The sequence below is a fragment of the Pseudanabaena sp. FACHB-1998 genome (assembly GCF_014696355.1).
Classification (GTDB): Bacteria; Cyanobacteriota; Cyanobacteriia; order Pseudanabaenales; family Pseudanabaenaceae; genus Pseudanabaena.
Map to the genome: position 1 here is coordinate 21357 of NZ_JACJQA010000026.1, position 21763 is coordinate 43119.

Below are 21763 nucleotides of genomic sequence, written 5' to 3' on the forward strand. Positions count from 1 at the left end.
TTTCCAAAGGTTTGCTTTGCAGACCTTTGGAAATTTTTAAATCCTCAAAAAAGAAGAGAATCGCTAAGCGATTCTCTTCTTTTTTGGGGGCAAGAGTTAGCCATTACAAACCCAAAGATGGAGTTGCGGCGCTTCGCGCCGCAACTCCATCTTTGGGTTTTAAAAGCAATATGGCATAGCCATTTTGCTTTTTGGGGATGAGGACGATGATTACATCATGCCGCCCATACCGCCCATGCCACCCATACCGCCCATGCCGCCCATACCAGCAGCACCAGCATCAGATTTCTTCTCAGGTCTTTCGACAACAAGAGCTTCGGTGGTCAAGACCATACCAGCTACAGAAGCAGCATTTTGCAATGCAGAGCGAACCACCTTCGCAGGGTCGATGATGCCAGTAGCGATCAAGTCTACATACTCACCCTTAAGAGCGTCAAAGCCTTGGTTGAAAGGAAGTAGCTTTACCTTCTCAACCACGACTGTACCTTCTAAACCAGCGTTATCGCTGATTTGGCGAAGAGGTGCGGACAGAGAACGAGCCACGATTTCAGCGCCGATCGCTTCTTCATTTTGCAAGGTTGCTTTGAAGGCTTGCACTTCTACCGATAGGTGAGCGAGAGTTGCACCACCACCGGGGACGATGCCTTCTTCGACTGCGGCGCGGGTGGAGTTAAGAGCATCTTCAATGCGAAGCTTGCGATCCTTGAGTTCAGTTTCAGTAGCTGCACCAACTTTGATTACAGCAACACCACCAGAGAGCTTAGCAATCCGCTCTTGGAGCTTTTCTTTGTCGTAGTCAGAATCGCTAAGATCCAATTCCTTGCGGATTTGAGCCACACGCTTGTCAACATTCACCTTGCTTGCAGCCTCAGCAACAATGGTGGTCTTGTCCTTAGAAATGGTGATCTTCCGAGCAGTACCTAGCATTTCTAGGGTTGCCGCGCTAATTTCTAAGCCAGTGTCTTCAGAGATGACTTGTCCGTCGGTGAGAACGGCAATGTCTTGCAACATCGCTTTACGGCGATCGCCAAATCCCGGAGCCTTAATCGCAGCGATATTCAGAGAACCTCTGAGCTTGTTAACTACTAGAGTTGCAAGGGCTTCACCTTCAACATCTTCAGCAATAATTACTAAAGGAGAACCAGAGCGAGCTGCCTTTTCCAAAATAGGAACGAGGTCTTGGATAACATTAATCTTCTTGTCGGTAATCAAGAGCTTAGCATTCTCGAATTCGACGAGCTGACGCTCATTGTCGGTAACAAAGTAAGGAGAAATGTAACCGCGATCGATTTGCATACCTTCGACAACTTCCAATTCGGTTGTTAAAGACTTAGATTCTTCAACGGTGATTACGCCATCTTTACCGACCTTGTCCATTGCATGGGCGATCATTTCGCCAACTTCAGGATCATTACCTGCGGAAATAGTGGCGATTTGAGCGATTTCGGCATTGGAGTCAACTGCCTTTGCCTTTTGAGCAATCACTTCAACGAGGTGAGCAACGGCTTTTTCGATACCGCGACGAACGCCCACTGGGTTTGCACCTGCGGCAACATTCTTCAAACCTTCGCGGATCATTTCTTGAGCCAAGACGGTTGCGCTGGTGGTTCCATCCCCTGCAACATCATTGGTTTTAGATGCAACTTCGCGGATTAGTTGTGCGCCAGCATTTTCTAGAGGATCTTCTAATTCAATTTCCTTAGCAATACTCACACCATCATTAATGATTTGAGGAGCGCCATATTTCTTTTCGAGAACTACGTTGCGTCCTTTGGGTCCGAGGGTCACACGGACTGCATCAGCGAGAGCATTAACACCACGCTCAAGGGCGCGGCGAGATTCTTCATCAAATACTACGATTTTAGACATTTTAATTAATTAGTAAGTTGGTAATTTGTAATTGAGCTTTTGGCTCTTTTAATGTTTTCTCTATGAGAGCTTTTCAAAGTTAATAGCTAACAGCTATTAGCCTCTATTCAACGATCGCTAAAATATCTCTTTCGGCAAGTAGCAAATAATCTACGCTGTCAATTTTGACTTCAGTGCCTGCATATTTGGAGTACAAAACTTTGTCGCCTGCTTTTACTTCAAGAGCAACACGGCTGCCTTTATCGTTGCGAGAGCCTGGCCCTACAGCAGTTACTTCGCCAACTTGAGGCTTTTCTTGGGCTGTGTCTGGCAAGAAAATACCGCCTACTGTTTTTTCTTCTTTAGTTGCTACTTTAACCAATAGGCGATCGCCTAGGGGTTGTAATGTACCTGCATTTAAAGTTAATGATGCCACTGTGCTATACCTCCTTAGAATCTAATCAGAGTGGACGTTGCAGCAGTAATCCAAGGTTGTAATTTGGGTCACTAGTTGCGTGCTTTAGCACTCTATCTCACTGAGTGCTAATATACTGCGAAATGACTAGGGCAGTAGATCGGCTTACCGTACATTCTTGTTTGTAATCCTGAATAATTTGGGAAAGTGCGCTCAAAGGGGGAGGCTCTCTCAAATTACCGCTTGCGAATGCTTTGTGGAGTACAGATAAATTTTGAGAAAGCTGACAAAGACAGCGTTCTCAAAATTTATCGGGGTTTTAAGAAAGCGCAAAGGGCTGGATTGTCGGGACAACCAATAAATAACATTTGTATAACTTCTATATATCTTTTGAATAACAATTTTGGTGGTTATCTATCTTTTCAAAAAACAAAAAGAATGAATAATGATAGACAGGAAAATTATTATTAAAGGTTTAGCTAAAAATCACTTTAAATTAATTAGAGTTATAAAAATAAGACTATATAAACAATTAATTATAAATAGTTGATTGTTAAAAACAAAATAATATTCTTTTTCTCTAAACTTTTTATATGCAATTCTGCTTATCATTTAACTCGTCGCTAGATATTACTAAAGGAGTAATTTTTTATGTTCTGGACAGCAGATCGGATTTACTCTCAAGGCATTGAACAGGCTCAAAAAAGAATCTATGAATTCTTTTTGGATATCGTGCGACAGAAATCCCCAGAAGTAGTGTTAGCAGAATTTAAACACTTATTCATCAACTTTGGCGATCGCCGAAATCCTGAAATATTACAAGCTCTCGACCAGATTTTAACAGCTTATAACGAGAAAGAGTTTTTCTATACTTTAAGAAGATGCTGTTACATTCTCATTAACAACTGGTCAGTCAGTAGTAATCGTATTTATATTCAATACCTCATTGATCTATTTCATCATCCCTCGATTTCCAAAAAGACTAATTCTAGCAAACTAAAAACTCTAAGGATTTGGTTGCAGCTATTTATTGATAGCGAAGATTTTCAATATTTAAAACTATTTACTTTATATCTTGATGGTGATAACAGAGAGGAGCGTAATTGGAGCGATCGCTTTGCTTCTTACCTATTGGCATATCACTACACTAATCCGACTAGTTCGTTGGAGCAAAGACAGGCTGCTAACTTATTAGCCTATAAGATGAAGGAGAAATTCAAGTTTGACTTGGCGATGTATACTGCCAGAATTGGAGGGGTAGATAGACAACATGGGACTATTAATAACCCCACTAGTTTGAGTGATAATGTTATTAATTTAGTTACATTGTTGTTAACTAAGAAGAGTGTGTTAAATTGCCAAGATTTGTCTAGTCAGTTTGTTAAAAAGAGCAGTCAAGTTTTATATTCTGACTATAAAATCCATCTTTTAAAGTATCTTGACTTTTCGATTGCTGATGCGGAAATATCGGAAACGGTACAAAACAAAATTTATGATAGTTTGTGGCAACTAAAAGCCGAACGTCATGATTTTTGTCCTAATTCTGCTTTGATTTTAAGGACTTCTAAGCATTTAATCCACGATATTACAATTAGCGATCGCGGACATCCCACAGAGTTATTTAATATTTTATTGCATCATACAAATCCCCTAAATCTTGTGGTCTTATTGCTCAAGATTTTGTTGATTAATGATGCGATTCGCCCATATCTAGAGTTGAAAATTGCTTCGATTATTAAATATTACAGTCGATATAGTGAGTCGAAATGTAAGTCGGTCATCGCCTTTATTGATATGTTGAATATTGCGCTAGCGCTTTATGCTGGTGAAACTCGCTATAACATTGTGAGAATGAATCCTTATGTAAGTGATGACAAAAATACTGATGATACGGATTCTCTAATTTCTCAATTTGATATGCAGGAATATCGGATTTTTTCTCAAGCAATTAGCTAAGTAGCAATAACTTAAAAGAGAGAGGCGGCGCACTGCGCCGCCTCTCTCTTTTAAGTTATTGCTACTATTCAGGCAAATAATCTTCATCTAAAACTTGAGATGCTGCGAAAGGAGATGTAACAGGAAAAGCATCTACGGCGATACCTGTCTCCACTGAAGCGAGTTTTCTTGCCTCTAGATAGACATCAGCGAACTCTTCTAGGAAATATCTTTTGAGGCTAGGGCTATTTTTAAAAGCCTTGTGGATTCTTTGACGGTGTTCGACTATGGTGAAGCGCCAACTATTAGATCTTTTGTCGGGTTGGTATTGATATTTGAGTAAGTGCATGAGCAAAATTTTGAGATTACTTTCTAACGCTTGTTTTTGGCTATTACTCATGTCTTCAATTTCTTCAAGCAAATTCTCTAAATCTAAATCCTTAAGATTGCCCTCACGCAGTAGTTCTAAAGCTTTCTCGATCCATAGACAAAAATCTTGTTCATAGAGATCGTGATGGGATATTGCTTGTTGAGGTTGAGCTTGATTTTCTGCTTGAGTTGTGTCAGAGGCGATCGCCATATCTATTCACCCTTATCTATGCTCTTAGTAGTTCAATTATAGCGCTAGCAAAATATCCAAATAAAAAAGAGAAGCGGCGCTTTGCACCGCTTCTCTTTTTTATTTGATAAATTTTTTCAAGCTGTCTAGAGACATTGTGTAGGGAGGATAGCGCCACTTTAGGTCAAAGCGGAAGGAATTTTTGAGAACGCTCTTGCGATGGGAAAAGGTATCAAAACTTGCCTTGCCGTGATAGCCACCCATACCACTATCACCAACGCCGCCAAAGGGAAGTTCAGGATTAGCGAGATGCATGATCGCATCGTTGAAACAGCCACCACCAAAGGAAACTTCTTGGAGAATACGCTCTTGATTTTGCTTGTTGTTGGAAAATAGATAGAGCGCAAGCGGCTTCGGTTGAGCATTGACAAAGGCGATCGCCTCGGAAAATTGGTCATATTCTAAAATTGGCAAAATCGGTCCAAAGATTTCTTCAGCCATGATTTTGGAATTAGGTGAAACTTCGTCAATGAGTGTAGGCGCGATAAAGCGATCGCCTTTATCACTTTGTCCACCAATGAGAATTTTGCTTTCACTTTTACTTTGATCGATTAGATTAAAGAGGCGATCAAATTGGCGATCGTTGACGATCCGCCCAAAATCTGGAGTTTGTTGAGGATGATCACCAAAGAAAGTTTTGACATAAGCAACTAACTTCTCAATCAAAATTGGCTTAATCTTTTTTTGAATTAATAGATAATCGGGCGCAACACAGGTTTGTCCTGCATTATAGAATTTCCCCCAGATAATTCGCTTGGCTGCGATATCCAAATCACAATCGGAATCAATGATACAAGGGCTTTTGCCCCCCAGTTCTAAGGTAACTGGTGTGAGATGCTTGGCGGCAGCTTCCATTACGATTTTGCCGATCGCTGTGCCACCTGTAAAAAAGATATGGTCAAATTTTTCGGTAAGTAAGGCTTGATTAGTTTCGATGCCGCCTTCGATGGCAAGTACAAAATTGGGATCGAAGTTTTCGTTAATGATTTTAGCGATCGCCTTTGAGGTATTTGGTGTATTCTCCGATGGCTTGAGGATAGCGCAATTACCTGCGGCGATCGCGCCAATTAAAGGCTGAATCGTGAGAACAAAGGGATAGTTCCAAGGGGCAATGATGAGGACTACGCCCAAAGGTTCTGTATAGATGTAACTGGAACTAGGGAAGAGATTGATCGGTGTGCCGACCTTGAGAGGCTTCATCCAAGACTTTAGATGTTTGATGGCATATTTAATTTCCGAAAGAGTGCCTAAAACTTCGCTTCCATAGGCTTCGATCGCAGGTTTTCGCAGATCGGCATGAAGGGCATCCAGAATTAGCTGATCATTCTTTTGAATTATATCTAAAAGCTTCTGAAGTTGAGCAACCCGAAAATCATAGCTTTTGGTTTTACCAGTGGCAAAAAAAGCGCGTTGTTTGGCGATCGCCTCTTGAACATTAATGTCCGTTGGATTGCTCGTGGGATTACTTGTTGGGATTGCGACCATAGTTTTGTAATTTCCGTAAAATTGCTTCTACCTAAAGGTTAACCTACATCACTTTGCGATCGCGCCTAAACCAAGAAAATTTTTGAAAGTGCTGCGATGTAACACTTTTAAAAATTTTCTTGTAGTTCGTTTGATTGGTAATTGCTGTATGTTAATTTTTAACTTATATAACCTATAAGTAGTTCAGTGCTTGTGTCGCACGCTCTGGGGGCAACATAAGATTCTAGGTTTTAAATTTACTCTGAGCTACTTATTCAACAGCCTATGAATAGTACAGAAAACTATGGCAATTATTGGCGGCATCTTAATCATCATCGGTATTGTTCTGTTTTTCGTGCAGAAAAACTACAGCACCAAGTTACAAAGTATTCGCTCGGCAACTGGTTCTACTATTGCGGAATTGCAAAACATTGCTGGCGCGATCGCGGGTGAGATTGGAAGTGGCAATCTACGGGAATATGTGAAAGTGCGGGGCAAAATCTGCACTGATCATCCTCTCATCTCCGAATTGAAGCAATCTCCCTGTGTTCATTACACCATGAAAGTTGTGAGGGAATATGAGGAGCAACATGTCACCCACGATAGTGAAGGTAAAAGCCGTACCGAAACTCGGCGAGGTTCCGAAACTATATCTAGCAATAGTCAATCTATTCCATTTACATTACAGGATCGTTCAGGAGAAATGATTGTTAATCCTGACGGTGGCAATATTGAGACAGTGCAAATTCTGGATGAATTTCGTTCAGAAAATTCTAGCAGTACATCTATATCCTTCGGTGGTTTTACTTTATCCACGGGATCTAACTTTGGTAATGGTAGACGCACGATTGGTTATCGCTATACCGAGTCAATTTTGCCCTGCGATCGCGAAGTTTTGGTAATCGGTACAGCCGCCGATGAGGGAGGTCAATTAACGCTTCGCAAACCGATTCAATCGGACAAAAAGTTTATCATTTCTCTCAAGAGTGAAGAAGAACTCGCCAAGTCTACTGCCAATGCTGTTCAAGGGTTCTTTTATGGAATGGTTGGCTGTTTGGCTAGTGGTTCGGTGTTATTGATTTTAGGCTTAATTCTCAAGAAATAAAAAAGGCGGCGCATTGCGCCGCCTTTTTTATTTCTACTTTACTCACTAGTTAATTTCGACAACGCATTTCTAAAGTCATCCTCTTCTAGTTCTGCAATTTCATACTGGGGTTCAGAAGGGTAAAAGTTACCAAGTGCTGCTTGTAAGGTTGGATCTACCTGAATCTTTGGCATAAATTGCTCACCGATCGCTACTCTCAGCATTTCGCTGTTGTGATAGAAGTATTCTTGCAGTAGGGGAATGATGCGGTGATACCAAGTAAATCGTAGATCTTCGATGGTATCAACATTCATGAAGTAACTATGCCCAATTTGGTAATCGCGCCCGATGAGGAGGGTAATACGTTTGTTGAGTTGGATGAGCAATCGATCCAGTTTGATGCCATCGATAACTTTCTCTGTGAGCAATTCAGGGTCGGGTTTGAGTTCAATAAAGGTAAATCGGCGGCGGAGGGCAATGTCTAGGAGTGCGATCGAGCGATCGCTTGTGTTCATTGTTCCTAATATGTAGAGATTTTTCGGTACGCCAAATTCTTCTTGGGAGTATGGCAAGGTAACTTTTAATTCGTTACGCGCTCCTATCCTTTTGTCATCTTCAATCAGTGTAATTAATTCACCAAAAACTTTAGCAATATTTGCTCTGTTGATTTCATCAATAATAATCAAATATTTATTATTAGGATCTTCTTTTGCCTCTATACAAATTTTCTTGAATACCCCATTGACAACTCCATAACTAACTTTTCCTGCTTCATCAGGTATAGGTTTAATTCCCTCTACAAATTCTTCATAAGCAAATGATTGATGGAAAGTCACAAACTTAAAGTATTTTGATTGAAAAATATTTACTTTTTCTAGATTATTTTTTTTGATGTTCAATAGTTTTAGGTATGTGTCATACAAATTCTCTCCTACATATTGTTTACCTAAGCTATTAAGATGTATTTTAGCTTTATCGTTAAAATCAAAATATTCTTGGCAATATGAAGTCAGGTATTTATCAACAACATTCAATCTATCAACTGATTTTCTTGTTATAAAATGAGATGGACAATTTTTTGTAAACCAGCTTTCACTTAAATTTAGTAATGAAATAGAATTATTGTTCATATAAACAGACAACATTAATATTTCCTGAGTACTCAAATTTTTTATGACTTCTTTTGAGAAAACTAATTGATCAGATAAAATATCTTTTGTAGTTTGATTAGCTAAATATGTCTTTCCTGTTCCTGGTGATCCATAGAAAATTACATTACTTGTGTAATTAAGAAGTATTGACCCATACTTAAATTCACCTTCAATATTTATAATCTCATTCTCAGTTGGAAGAATACATTTGTATAAGAATTCAGTAATTTGGTATGAGTCAATCTCTTTGAATTCTATCTGTTCATATAAAAAACTAACTAGGTAAGTATTTGCAGCACAAATACCTCTTGGTCGATATGGTGAACATCCAAAATATTCTGATAGATTCGCAATATCTATCCAATTTACTATAGGTAAAATTGTAGATGGTGAGTACAGATACAACAGTTTTACTGCTAAGCGATTATTCCTTGATCCTAAATTTCTTTCAAAAGCTAAATCTACAAGGTTTTCATTATATGTATATTTAGCATCATCAAGATCATCATCAAGATCATCATAACGATTACGTCTAAATTCTGATAGAATTACGTCTTTAATCTTTTCAAACCACGGATTAATATGAGTTTTATATTCATTATATTTATTTGAAATACTGATTCGTGGGGCTAGTAAATCAGTTTTGTTAGTTAGCCAAAATAAGTAGCCATCATCGGAAACAAAATCTTCATATTTTAAGTTTGGTATTTCTTCTAGAGGAAACTTTTCCAAAAAACTTTGATGTAGACGATATAACTCATCAGGCATTGTTTTAGGATTTTCTTTCAGCCATTCTTGAAGTGCAACCCGCCAATCTTGATTAAAGCTCATACATTTTCTTTACATACAAAATTATCTTCAAACGCTTTACTAGCTTATCATGCCCTTTTAGAATCTTACCTTTTACCTTAACAACTCATACTCAGCCTGCTAGGGTAAAATCAAAGCATACAAATCAAAGCTTACAAAAAGTCTAAACTTATGCCTCAAGTTGTCACCCTAGAGCAAGTCTTAGAACTAGCCAAGCAACTTTCGCTTGTAGATAAAATTAACTTAATCGAAAAAGTAACCCCTGAAATTAAGCGTGAACTGTACATAAAACCTAAGCCTCGTAGATCTTTGCGTGGTTTGTGGCGGGGCGCTAACATCAGCGATAACGACATAGCTGAAGTCAGAAAAGAAATTTCAACAAACTTTCCCCGCGAGAGTATTTGATGAGCAATGCAGTAACTGATACCCATGCCTTAATTTGGTATTTAGAAGACAACCCAAAACTGAGTGAAGCGGCTAACGAAGTTTTTGAACAGTGCGATGGCGGCGAGATTGTGATTTACATTCCAACAATTTGTCTAGTTGAGATTGTTTATCTGCAAGAAAAAGCCCGCATTTCTAGCGACTTCAAAAATCAATTAGATGAGGTTCTAGCAGTTGGTGATACTGGATTAGTTCTATTTGATTTAACTTCTGAAGTGGTTGATGCTTTAGCGAAAATCCCCAAACAGGCAGTTCCTGATTTACCTGATAGAGTTATAGCAGCTACGGCTTCTCATCTTGGTTTACCTCTCATTAGCCGAGATCACCGAATGCCTCTTGTTGGTATTCCATTAATTTGGTGATGACTATGTTTATAAATATTTCGCCTGAGAATCTTCCTCGACCTTACGAATTTGCGCCAGTTGCAAAATAGCCGCCGCCCTCTCAGCATCTTCATTTTCTACACGAGAAACAAAATCCAATAACTCTTGATGCTCCACTTCCGTAATATCACCATTTTCATTTTGTTCACGCAAATAATCAAGCCGTGCTTGGTCATCTGGCAAAAGTCGCCGATCTATAACTTGCAATAACAACTCTTCAGAATTGGGTGATATTAAGGTTTGAGATTGCCTAAGTAAATTATTTAATAAGTCAATTACCTCACTAAGCGACTCATCAGGTAATTGCTCAACTAACTGCATAACTCTTTGGCGATCGCCTGTTGATATTGCCATTTCATACTCCTTGACTATCTGCAAAAAGCCCTCTCAATCTATCTACTAGCTTATCACGCTCTCCCTGCTTGCTCAAATCACCACAAAGATCAATAGTCGCCGCCGTAATCGTCCCACCTTCTATATCAAACCTAGATCTAAGCTCTGACATCCCCACCACCTGTGGATAAATTAGCATCACATTCGGGCAATTGTAACGTTGAGCATAGGCATACATTTGATAAAAATCCGCTTGTGAAACTCCCAACTTGCGATCGCCTTCTTGCAATCTCTTATACTTCGTATCCATAATCAAAGGGAATCCGTCCTTGTGACGCATCACTAAATCTGGCTTGAGTTGAAAGACTTGATCATTATTACTATTCTTTGCTAGATAACGCACAGCACCCAACGACTGTGGCAACAAGTCACAATCCTGTAAGTGATTTGGCAAAATTTCTTGACGATGGCGAGATATGAAACTAATCACGAACTCCTCAAACAGCTTATTCATATCCAACGCAAAAGCAAAAGTCTGGAAATTGCCACTGGATAATTGCAAACTCTCATTTTCTAGAAATAACCGCGCCAGATTTAAAAGCGGCTCAAAGCGTTGATTTAAGCGCGTAATTGGAATTAATCGTAAATCTTCAATATTCACCCTTGGCAATAAAGTTACCTCTTCCATCCATTGCTGCAACTCATGCAACATTTGGCGATTATGGAAATTGCGCGTCAACTGATACAGCCGCTCCACCATATAGCGCAAAACCCGATTTAGTTGATTGTCCACCGTAAATTCATCAAACGTCACCGCAAATAAATGCTTACGTTCAGGGCGGCGTAGCTGTTCAGTTAAGTTCCACTTCCCTTTGAGAACTGGTAAAGTATCACTCACAGATTGATAGTTCCGAAAAGCTCCTCTTTGCCACTCTTCCAAAAGATTCATCGCGTATAATCGTGTCAAAATCTCAAACCAATCGAGATCCTGTTGACATAGAGAAGCCAGAGAATATTGCTTGACACTCAACTGGTGAGTATATTCCAGCATATACAGCAAATTTCGCACCGCTTCTTGCTTTGGTGTTGCCGTATTATTGCGATACATTTTCGGCAAAACTTCGACAGTGCGATCGCCTAATCGAAATACACCCACATATTGCCGTGCTTTTAGCTCCCGTTTGCCATTTTGGATAGTCAAGTCAAATAAGCGATCGCCAATTATTTTTTCTAACTTAGCGATCGCTTCTTGCTCTCGATCTGTCCAATTAAAACCATTGCTCAATTCATATTCAAACAAGGATAGTTCCACAATTTCTTGCCCGTTCTTAACCTATAGCAAACTCGGTTGCAGAGCGAACTCTAGCGGGTTGAAAGCCTAAAACTATATCTTGGTTCGGTACACCTAATTTCACTAACTCGTAAGCAATACCACCTTCAGTACCATCATATTGAATCCAAATCTTTCCATCCTTAATATCCAGATGTAATAAACATCCGTAATCTCTTATATCATTACGTTTCCAACCCACATAAACTAGTTGATAATGGTCATGTTCCACATCAAAAATCGTCTGAGCTTCAACTTCCTTTGATGATCGCATAGAACGCTCTGCTTTTGCTTGCATTAGTTGTTGAATATATTGTCTATATATAGCTACTTTATCCATTGTGCAATGCTCTCCTTATTTAAGTCCTAAACCAAAAAATTTAGTTGACGAAAAGAAAGACAAATAATTGTTTCAATCTAAAAATTATGCTTCTACAGATGGAAAACCATCCGTGGGACTCCAGAAAAGCTTCTTGGTAGGTTCTTTTTTTACATGGGCATTAAAAGCTTTAATAGTTAATGCAGCCAGCAGAGTCATTGTCGTAGGTCTAAAAATATGCTCTTCTTTCATAAGAAAATCATATAGAACAAACGAGGGACTTTGGGGATCAGGATTACACTCATCCTTCCAAATACTTTCTAGTTCTGCAAAAAACTCTTCTCCATCGTCCATAGCTGTATTTAGAATCAAAAGAGCCGCAAATCCCATAGCAGCACTTTTTCTACCTAACTTTTGAGTCGCCTCAAAAGCTGGAAATATCACATCTACATATTTTTTGCCATGTAAAGCGATACTTCTCTCAGCGTACTGTCTGTTTGTGAGAATGAACTTATGTTTATTCTCATGCTCTGTTTCTATCCATGCCTTATGCTGTTTAGCAATAGCTGAAAATAGGGGAGCTTTGGGAAGCCCTTGAAGATTCATCAAATCTGTGACAGTTCTAGGTTTCCCAATATCAATAGTCCCAAAAGCCTCATCTTCTTCGATACCTTTTATGACAAGCGTTTTAAAAGCTTTGCCACTATTTACACAAGCTGTCAATCGATGTTGTCCATCCAGCAAGCGTCCAGATTTAGAAAAAGCAATCGCTTCACCATTTAACATCCATTCATTGTTCTTGAGGCTGCTGGTGAGTCTTTTGATATGATCTTTTTTTAGTGGGCGATTATCCCGATTATGTTTTTCAAGAATCTCCCTTGCTAGTTCTGGTGTTATTTCTGCAACTCCAGATTCAATATTACTTTCTATAAATCTAATTTTTTCCATTCAACTATATATAACTGTTTAACTAATTTTGCTTAGTACAGGACAAAAAGCTTAAAACGCTCTCCCAGCAAGGTTTTCAGTCAAAATGCCTGTAATCAATACTGGGTAAGGGTTTCAGCCGATTTCGTCGTTTCATTTTTATTTTTTGTCCTGTACTAAGCTAATTTTGTATAAGTAAAATATTTACTTAGTAATTTGACTTTGGCTGATCCCTACTAGCTCACTTTTCTACCCGTCAAACATTATTTTATCACAAAAATAAGTGTTTAAATGGCAAACTAATATATAAACGAAAAGCACCCAGAGGGTGCTTTTGTCCTAGACAAATTAGGAAGTTTTAGATTTTGCTTCGATCGCTTCGAGGCGACTCTTTAGCGATTGATTATCCTTACGCAATTGATCGAGTTCCTCACGTAATTGTTTTAACCCTGCATCCTTGCCGATCGCCTTCTGCACTCGTTGAATTGCTTCATCGGCAACTCGGCGCACCCGACCATCGGGAGTGGAATCCGATAGCGATCGCAAGACCCCAATTGCGCCAGCGCTATCGACTTGCCCCAATGCCGCAACCACTGACATTTGCGTTAAGAAGAAGGTTTCCTGCGCGATGATTTGCAAACGATTGAGAATCTGCTCGGTTTTGGGCTTTGTTTGCGATTTGCCCATTGCACCGAGAGCGCGAATGGCGGCAAGACGTAAGGGCTGAGGCACATCAGGCTCCGTGTATTTAATCACGGTTTCTAAAGCTTCGTCGGAATCTTTAATTTTCGCTAAACCAGCGATCGCGCCTGAACGCACTACTTCATTCCATCCCGAACGCTCCTTAAGTACGGTTTGCAACAGCTTCACCACCTTAGATGGTTCGCGATCGGCACTGAGCGCCGCCGCCAATTCACCCGTCAATCTGGCTGCATTTGCCTCGACCGTGTAGCTAGGATCGCCTTTCTTGATAAAGGGCTTGATCAAGTCCAAACTCTTCTGCACCTTATTTTGGGCTAAGCCACTGAGAACGGCATTTCTCACCTTGGCATTAGGATCTTCTAATCCCTTTGCTAAAGCTTCAAAGGCTTGATCGAGTTTAATCGTTGCCAGATTATCGGCAATTTCTACCCGCACGCCCCAGAACTTTTCATCAATGAGGGCTTGACCGAGAGCTTTCACCGCTTCTAGCCCGCCTTTTTTTGCAAGAGCTTCGGCGCATTGAATACGGGCGAGGGGGTCGGGGTCAAATTGCAAACCTGCTTTGAGTTCCGCTACTCCATATTCGAGGGTGACCTGTTTGAGATAATTATTGCCGCGATCGAAGCTAATGTATTGAGGTTTTGTTTTTAAAGGGAAGTAGAAAGCCTGTTCTTTCTCAAATACTTTAACTGTAAAAACTTGTGGTTCTCCCTCTTCAAAGCCAAAACCAATGGGAATCTTCAGATCAAAGAGTTCATCTTGAGTTTGAGCAACTGTAACCTTCGCCAAGTTGTTATCACTATCCCAGCTATAGCCCACCTTATATTCAGGATGTCCACCTCGGAAGACATATTGATCGAAAAGGAACATACAGTTTTTGCCTGTCGCTTCTTCGATCGCCCTTAATAAATCAATGGTTTCCACAGTTTTGTGAGCATTAGTCTGTACAAAATGATGAATCGCTTTCCAGAATAGAGCATCACCTAACTCGGTGCGGAGCATGTGATAAACACAGCCGCCCTTCTCGTAAATGTGGCGATCGTATAGCTCGATCGCTTCTCGATAGACATGGGTAACCATCGGACGACGGTAGCGATCGCGATCTTCGGCTAGATAACTTCTCGCCTCACCGAGACGATAATAGGCGGCTTCTTCGGCTCCATATTCATGATCTGTCCACAGCACCTCTGCATAGGTGGCGGCTCCTTCCTTAACCCAAGCGTGTGACCAATGCTTAATCACCAATAAGTCGCCAAACCATTGATGGGCGAGTTCATGGGCAACGAGGCTTTCGCTAAAGCGATTATCCAGTGCGGCTCTCGCATCGAGAACACAGCGATCGGTTAACAGAGTTGCGGAAGTATTTTCCATTCCGCCGAAAATAAAATCCGCTACACAAACCTGTGCATATTTCGGAAAAGCATAATCGTAACCATACTTCTCACTGAAAAATTCAATCATGCGCGGAGTTTTACCCATTGTCAAGATCGCTTCTTCTTGACTGCGAGATTTATCCACATAGTAGGTAACGGGCTTCCCTTTCCATACATCCTTAACTTCAAGGAAATCACCGATCGCTAGGGTCATCAGATAGCTAGGATGGATTTCCTTTTGCGACCAATGATAGGTCTTCTCTTTTTTATAATCCTTAACCTCGATCAGTTCTCCATTAGAAATTACCGTCAATTCCTTCGGCACGCGGATCGAGATTTCGGAAGTGGCGAGTTGTCCGGGGTAATCAAAGCAGGGGAACCAATAGCGCGAATCCTCATCTTCTCCCTGTGTCCAAACCTGTGTAGGTTTATTGGGCTGATGTTCCGTTGGTTTTACAAAATAGATGCCCCGTTGAGGTTGCTCGGCAGCATAGGCGATCGCAATTTCTAGCGGTACACCTGCGCGAGTTGGCTCATTTAGATAAATTTTTAGAAATTCGCCATCATAATCAAACTTGCTTTTTGTCTTGTCAGGATCGGGCTTGGCTTCGATCTGAGTATTAATTTCGACATGATCGATCCGCAAATTCACTGCATCCAAGGTCAAATCGCTAATCCCATCACGCACAGGATTAAGGCGGATTTTGCAAGTACCTGCGATCGCTTGATTGGGAATGTCCAGCACTAAATCGAGGGCAATATGCTCAACTTGTCCTGGGCGATCGGGATTGTAATGAGGCTTCGCCCCCGGTAACTGAAAAGATTTATGCTTTTTCGATTTGTCACTTTCTCCGTCCCAAAAACCTAATTCCAAATGGCTTTCCCACGATTTGCGTGTCATAAAACTCAATCTCTAACGTTGGCTTTGATCTTTTAATATAGCAGTTTTCATTTTGATGTATCCAAGCTGAAAATCCAGAAAAGGACAAAATGGCTATGCCATTTTGTCCTTTTCTGGATTTTCATTTGCCCTAAAAACAAGAAGTTGCGGCACGAAATGCCGCAACTTCTTGTTTATTAAACTTTGGGTAACTGGTACTGAGCAATGATTCGCTTCGCAAATTCAGGGACATGAGCTTCGAGCTTTTTGGGATAGTTGCGGCGCACGTATAGATAATTGCGGACAAAATGGGAATCTAGCGAAAATCTGCCATATTCCAAGCCTTTGGGTCCAATCTTATTCACCACAAAGCTAATGATCCAAGCTAACCAAATTGGCAAAGTTACCGCTTGATCGTATGCCGAAATACCCTGCTGGACTGCGGCGCGGCGATCGCCACTAGAGATCACAGGCTGAGTTTGTAACTGATCCTTGATTAGCTCCAGCATCTCTTTGCCCGTCTCATTTCGCACCACGATCCATTGCCAGCCAAAGGTTGCGCCCATATAGCCCACCACAATATCCGCGAGAGCATTAGTATAGTCAAAGCAGGTCATGCAGGATGGCGCAAACACATCCTTGAGTTCCTTGGTATTTAAGCCAAAAAATGGCACTAACTCAGTCGAGCCGTCGGAATGCTTGAAATGCACATTAAAATCCTGCATGAATTCGTAATGTACGACCGTTTCAGGCGATCGGCTGGTGGTATCCAGAAATTTTTGCAAACCTTCTCGCGTTACGTTATCGGTGCAGGGTGTGCCTAATACATAGAGTTTTTCTAAGCCTAATTCTTTCTCCACAGTTCTCAGAGCCTGAATCTGACAACCAACACCGATCGCCAATAACCTTTTAATTCCCGACTGCTCGATCTGCTCTAGCACCGAGAGATTTGGTGAAAGGGTGGGTTTATTCACCCGCGCGGCAAGAATTTCTTCACGATTTCGGGCAATGATTGGCTGAGGCTTAAAGCGATCGCTAGGGCTAGATTGCACACAAACCACACCATCGACTAGCCCTTTTTCGAGCATCTCGATCGCTAAAGTAGACACAATCCCTGTCCATTGCGCCCCCTCGATTGGCTCAGTTTTACGGGCGGCGATCATTTCTTGATGCACACCGAAATAAAGCTCTTTTTCATTATCAAGATCACGCGATCGCCCGTGGGATTGCGTCTCTAGTTCATCAATATGCTGCGTGATAAACGCACAAGCCTCTTTGACATAATGAATGTAATAGGTATCACAAAGACCACATTCACTGCATAGTTCTTTAGCGGGGCGGCGCTGCGTATCTGGGAGAGCTTTTGCTTTGCGATGGGATGGAACAACCGACATTTTAATAATTTTTACTATAAAGATCTGTGTAGATCATATAGCAATCCGAAAGGAGTTTTGGAAAGCACACCCGAAGGGCGCGTTTTCCAAACCTTAAATGGGAATCACAATCGAAACAGTTGTACCAATATTTTCTTCACTCTGAACTTCGATGTCACCGCCATAAAACTCCACTAGAGTTTTAGCCAAAACCAAACCTAAACCCATCCCCTGTTGTTCGTAAAAACGTCGCTCAAATTGCATATAAGCACCAATATTGGCAACTTGTTCTTTATTCATCCCTCGACCATGATCGCGAATGCTAAATAACCACTTAGAGTCAACTACACTACTACTCATAGAGATCTTAGAACCTCTAGATGAGTATTTAAAAGCATTATCCATTAGTTCTTCTATAATCTTGCTCAAATCGTCGGAAGAAATTGCCAAATCAAGATCGTTGATTTCTATCTCTAGATCTTTTGATCGCTCAAATTCCCTAGCCTTCTGCTCGCCTATACTACTAATCACGAGGAGAACATTGCAGGGATAAGGAGAAGTAAATCTAGCTTGACCTTGCGATCGCAACAGCAATAATTTGCTGTAGAGTAAATAGTTTTGGATTAAGCGATAGAGCCTTTCCGCAGAGCGATTAATGCCATTCGCGTATTCGTAAACTTCGCTCGACATTAACTCTTCGCTCTGCATCATCATTAACTCTGAAAGCCCCATAATTCCAGAGAGTGGAGTTTGCAGTTCATGGGGAAGTGAGAGAGTAATACTGCTCCGCAAAGCCTCCATTTTTTCTTGGATGAGTTGATTAATCGCTTGTTGGCGATTGATGCGGACAGTAATTGCTTCAATTAATTCATCCTTAGTGCAAGGCTTCTCTAAGTAATCATCCGCTCCTAAAGCCATCCCCTTACGATTACTGCGGCGATCCATCATCGAAGTTAAAAACAAAAAAGGAACCGTACTAAGATCTTTATCTTGACGCACTTGTTCGAGAACTTCGTAACCGTTCATGATGGGCATCATCACATCACAGAGAATCAAATCAGGTTGTTTTTGACTAGCTAAATACACCCCTTTTTTGCCATTTTCCGCAGTTATAACCTCAAAACCTTCTACCAATAAAATATCTTCCAGAGAATCTCTTATGAGGTCTTCGTCTTCAATGACTAAAATTTTTGTCATAACTTTAAATATTTGCTTTAGATTTTATGTTACCCATATTTCAACAAGCAATCACTGTTGATTATAGTTTTTTTTCGCAATAACTCAAGATAAACTTCCCAGTCTAAAAATAGATATTAAAAACCCAAGAATTAGCTGTGCCGCCCGAAGCGCTGCACAGCTAATTCTTGGGTGGGAAGAGAGTAGGTGTTTTATACATACTTACGGTCAAGCATAATTGTAAAAATGGCTCCCTTAGGCTGGTTATTCGCTACAGTAATTGAGCCATTGTGCGCTTCAATTGTCATTTTACAAAATGAAAGTCCTAAGCCAATTTGTGATAGTCCCAGCACGATATTGCCTACTTCATACTTTTCAAAAATTACCTGTTTCTGCTCTGGACTAATGCCCATACCTTCATCAATGACTTGAATTTTCACAAGATCTGGGCGATCGGGATGAGCAGGCAAAGTTTCGACACTTAAAATAACAGAGCTATCCTGTGGGGAAAACTTAATAGCATTATCAACTAAATTGTCTAAGACACGTCTGATTAGATGCTTATCTCCCGAAATATAGACACTTTTCTCTGGCAGTTCGCCGATGAGTTGAATTTGTTTACTAGTTGCTAAGGGTTCAAATCCATCTAAGACAGATTTAACCATTTTCGTCATATCAACCTCAGAGAGATTAAGCACCAATTTCTTAGCTTCAATTCGACCGATGGTCAGAATATCGTCAATGAGTAGCCGCAATTGGGCAATGGTTTGGCTGATCTGTTCGATGCGCTTTTTGGAGCGATCGGGGACATCTAGGGTTTTGAGTGAGTCACAGCCTAGCATGATGCCGATGAGAGGGTTGCGGAGATCGTGGACGATGGTTTGCATCATTTCTTCGCGCAAACGCATGGTGTCTTGAATGCGATCGTATTGAGTTTTGATGCGTAACATCGATCGCACGCGGGCGCGTAACTCTGTACTATTTATAGGCTTACTCACAAAGTCGTCTGCCCCAGCATCAAGACAACGTGCCAAATCCTCTTTATCCGATAGGGCAGTCACTATAATGATCGGTATGTGACAGTAAAGAGGATCGGTTTTGATGTTTTGGCAGACTTCGATGCCATCCATCTCAGGCATCATGACATCCAGTAAAATTAGGTCAGGTTTAACTTCGGGTAAAGACGCGATCGCTTCTGCCCCATTATCTTTGTAGTGCAGCTCATAGCCCTCTTTAAATAATAAAATTTCAACTACGTCAAAATTAGCGGGTTCGTCATCGACGACTAAAACTATAGGTTGATTTCCCATGCTGATAGATTTCGGGGCAGCGTGCATTGCTACTTAAACGACTATAGGGGACTGCATTACAATCAAAAGTCGATTTTTTGAGGAGTGGCGAAGCCACTCCTCAAAAAATCGGGTTCTTGATTAAATAGCAGAATCCATAGCTTTTATTCTGACAGATTTTCCTTTACGATAGCTTGAGATATTTCTCGGAAAAAGTCATGGCCTCGGATGTCAAAACTTTAGCGGCGATCGATGTTGGGACAAACTCCATCCACATGGTAATTGTCCAAATTAAGACCTCGATTCCTAGTTTCAGCGTCATTGAATCAGAAAAAGCAACGGTGAGATTAGGTGAGCGCTGCCCTCAGACAGGGAATCTGACAGAAGATGCCATTCATCGTGCTATAGAAGCTCTAAGGCGATGTCAAGAAATCTGCCGCACCCAAAGAGTTGAGGAAATTGTTGCCGTCGCCACTAGTGCTACTCGCGAGTCTCCTAATGGGACTGATTTTATTCGGCGTATTTACGAAGAATTAGGATTGCATGTGGAAGTGATCTCAGGGCAGGAGGAAGCTCGCAGGATCTATCTGGGGGTAATTTCGGCGATGGAACTCAAGGATGAGCCACATATTTTGATTGATATTGGTGGTGGCTCGACGGAGATGATCTTGGGGGATGGGCGCGATCCGCTATATCTCAGTAGTACGAAGATTGGGGCGGTGAGATTAACGGATTTATTTATTACCTCCGATCCCATATCACCAATGGAGTACGATCGCCTATTAGGTTACATTCATGGTTCGATTGAGCGTCCTACCGATGATTTGAGAATACTTCTCAAAGATAATTCTGAAGGAAAGCTCTTAAAAGCGATCGGCACATCAGGAACCATCGAAACTCTTGCCTTACTCCACGCAAAGGAAAAACTGGGAACGATTCCTACCTCCATGCATGGCTACGAAGTCCCCTTTGCAGACTTAGAAAATATTGTCTGGCGATTGCGGCGAGCTAATTTAGAGGAACGCACGGCTTTAGTACGACAAAAACGCGCAGAAATTATTTTAGCGGGAGCTTTAGTTCTTTTAGAAACGATGCGCTTGTTGGGAGTTCCTAAAATCATTCTCTGTCAAAGGGCTTTGCGCGAAGGCTTAGTGGTGGATTGGATGATTCGTCACGGCTATATTGAGGATGGATGGCGCTATCAAAGTACGATTCGCGATCGCAGTATTCTCAAATTGGCGGATAAGTATGGCATTGATGTGAAGTATGCCAAGCAGGTTGCCGAACATGCCTTGAGTTTATTCGATCAAACGAGAGGGATTTTCCATGAGTGGGAAGACGATGAACGCCATTTGCTGTGGGCGGCTGCCATGCTGCACAATTCAGGACATCATATTAGCCATGATGCTCACCACAAGCATTCCTATTATTTAATTCGCAATGGCGAATTGTTGGGGTATACAGAGTCAGAAATTGAAGCGATCGCCAATCTTGCTCGTTACCATCGTAAGAGTGAGCCGAAGAAAAAACATGATAATTTCCAAAGACTAGGCAATGAGCGTCTCAAGCTATTTGTGCGCCAAGCCAGTACTTTTTTGCGCTTAGCGACGGCTTTGGATCGGCGGCAAATTGGGGCGATCGCTTCTATTCGCGTAGTTTGCAATCCCCGCACGCGCACCTGTGGTCTAAGTCTTTTACCCCGTCAGCATCATGATCCTTGCACCTTAGAGCTTTGGAGTCTTGATTATAAAAAACAACCTTTTGAATCGCAGTTTAACGTTACGCTGTCAGTATCATTAGAGTAGATAGGTTTGGCGCTTTGCGCCAAACCTATCTACGGAGATTTTGTTCTTAGATCTGCTTGGTGAAAATCACTAAACAGATCGGTTGAGGTTTTGTTCTTAGATC

Annotated in this window: 18 protein-coding genes; 5 read left to right on the forward strand and 13 right to left on the reverse strand. The window is 41.1% G+C overall.

Features of this window, described 5'->3' with window-relative positions; all coding sequences use genetic code 11:
- Positions 1-210 precede the first annotated feature (210 nt).
- Positions 211-1869 (reverse strand): chaperonin GroEL, encoded by a 1659-nt coding sequence (gene groL, locus H6F42_RS09570; protein WP_190399128.1) that lies wholly within the window; start codon positions 1867-1869, stop codon positions 211-213.
- A gap of 103 nt (positions 1870-1972) precedes the next feature.
- Positions 1973-2284: a co-chaperone GroES gene (gene groES / locus H6F42_RS09575; RefSeq protein WP_190399129.1), complete on the reverse strand. Its 312-nt coding sequence runs from the start codon at positions 2282-2284 to the stop codon at positions 1973-1975.
- A gap of 630 nt (positions 2285-2914) precedes the next feature.
- On the opposite strand from groES, the gene H6F42_RS09580 reads away from it, so the two are divergent.
- Positions 2915-4219, forward strand: a complete 1305-nt coding sequence (locus tag H6F42_RS09580; protein ID WP_190399130.1) for a hypothetical protein — start codon at positions 2915-2917, stop codon at positions 4217-4219.
- Between the two features lie 64 nt (positions 4220-4283).
- Here H6F42_RS09580 and H6F42_RS09585 read toward each other — a convergent pair whose 3' ends face one another.
- Together H6F42_RS09585 and H6F42_RS09590 are read right to left on the reverse strand one after the other, a co-directional pair.
- Complete coding sequence (locus H6F42_RS09585) at positions 4284-4778, reverse strand: DUF29 domain-containing protein (RefSeq protein ID WP_190399131.1); 495 nt, start codon at positions 4776-4778, stop codon at positions 4284-4286.
- 99 nt (positions 4779-4877) lie between these two features.
- Positions 4878-6302 carry an aldehyde dehydrogenase gene (locus tag H6F42_RS09590; RefSeq protein ID WP_190399132.1) on the reverse strand — a complete coding sequence of 475 codons (1425 nt, stop codon included), beginning with the start codon at positions 6300-6302 and terminating at the stop codon, positions 4878-4880.
- A gap of 283 nt (positions 6303-6585) precedes the next feature.
- On the opposite strand from H6F42_RS09590, the gene H6F42_RS09595 reads away from it, so the two are divergent.
- Entirely contained in the window at positions 6586-7386 is an 801-nt protein-coding gene (locus H6F42_RS09595) for an E3 ubiquitin ligase family protein (RefSeq protein WP_190399133.1), read from the forward strand.
- A gap of 38 nt (positions 7387-7424) precedes the next feature.
- Here H6F42_RS09595 and H6F42_RS21630 read toward each other — a convergent pair whose 3' ends face one another.
- Complete coding sequence (locus tag H6F42_RS21630; RefSeq protein WP_199288969.1) at positions 7425-9347, reverse strand: AAA family ATPase; 1923 nt, start codon at positions 9345-9347, stop codon at positions 7425-7427.
- Positions 9348-9497: 150 nt separating this feature from the next.
- On the opposite strand from H6F42_RS21630, the gene H6F42_RS09605 reads away from it, so the two are divergent.
- Both H6F42_RS09605 and H6F42_RS09610 read left to right on the forward strand, forming a co-directional pair.
- Positions 9498-9731, forward strand: a complete 234-nt coding sequence (locus tag H6F42_RS09605) for a hypothetical protein (protein WP_190399134.1) — start codon at positions 9498-9500, stop codon at positions 9729-9731.
- The gene (locus H6F42_RS09610; RefSeq protein ID WP_190399135.1) at positions 9731-10132 is read left to right on the forward strand and encodes a type II toxin-antitoxin system VapC family toxin; all 402 of its coding nucleotides are present in this window, start codon (positions 9731-9733) and stop codon (positions 10130-10132) included. The genes H6F42_RS09605 and H6F42_RS09610 overlap by 1 nt, the downstream gene beginning before the upstream one ends.
- Before the next feature lie 9 nt (positions 10133-10141).
- On the opposite strand, the gene H6F42_RS09615 is transcribed toward H6F42_RS09610, so the two are convergent.
- From H6F42_RS09615 to H6F42_RS09650, 8 genes are all read right to left on the reverse strand, one after another.
- Positions 10142-10507: a hypothetical protein gene (locus H6F42_RS09615; protein ID WP_190399136.1), complete on the reverse strand. Its 366-nt coding sequence runs from the start codon at positions 10505-10507 to the stop codon at positions 10142-10144.
- A 1-nt stretch (position 10508) separates the two neighbouring features.
- On the reverse strand, positions 10509-11798 hold the full coding sequence (locus H6F42_RS09620) for a hypothetical protein (protein WP_190399137.1): 1290 nt from the start codon (positions 11796-11798) through the stop codon (positions 10509-10511).
- A gap of 16 nt (positions 11799-11814) precedes the next feature.
- Positions 11815-12156 (reverse strand): XisI protein, encoded by a 342-nt coding sequence (locus H6F42_RS09625; RefSeq protein ID WP_190399138.1) that lies wholly within the window; start codon positions 12154-12156, stop codon positions 11815-11817.
- An 84-nt stretch (positions 12157-12240) separates the two neighbouring features.
- Positions 12241-13083: a hypothetical protein gene (locus tag H6F42_RS09630; RefSeq protein WP_190399139.1), complete on the reverse strand. Its 843-nt coding sequence runs from the start codon at positions 13081-13083 to the stop codon at positions 12241-12243.
- Between the two features lie 327 nt (positions 13084-13410).
- On the reverse strand, positions 13411-16038 hold the full coding sequence (locus tag H6F42_RS09635) for a M1 family metallopeptidase (RefSeq protein ID WP_190399140.1): 2628 nt from the start codon (positions 16036-16038) through the stop codon (positions 13411-13413).
- A 176-nt stretch (positions 16039-16214) separates the two neighbouring features.
- Positions 16215-17411 carry a Coenzyme F420 hydrogenase/dehydrogenase, beta subunit C-terminal domain gene (locus H6F42_RS09640; protein ID WP_190399141.1) on the reverse strand — a complete coding sequence of 399 codons (1197 nt, stop codon included), beginning with the start codon at positions 17409-17411 and terminating at the stop codon, positions 16215-16217.
- Between the two features lie 93 nt (positions 17412-17504).
- On the reverse strand, positions 17505-18587 hold the full coding sequence (locus H6F42_RS09645; protein ID WP_190399142.1) for a hybrid sensor histidine kinase/response regulator: 1083 nt from the start codon (positions 18585-18587) through the stop codon (positions 17505-17507).
- A gap of 191 nt (positions 18588-18778) precedes the next feature.
- Entirely contained in the window at positions 18779-19876 is a 1098-nt protein-coding gene (locus H6F42_RS09650) for a response regulator (RefSeq protein ID WP_190399143.1), read from the reverse strand.
- Between the two features lie 197 nt (positions 19877-20073).
- Between H6F42_RS09650 and H6F42_RS09655 the strand changes: the two genes are divergently transcribed.
- On the forward strand, positions 20074-21660 hold the full coding sequence (locus H6F42_RS09655) for a Ppx/GppA phosphatase family protein (RefSeq protein WP_190399144.1): 1587 nt from the start codon (positions 20074-20076) through the stop codon (positions 21658-21660).
- The last annotated feature ends 103 nt before the right edge of the window (positions 21661-21763 follow it).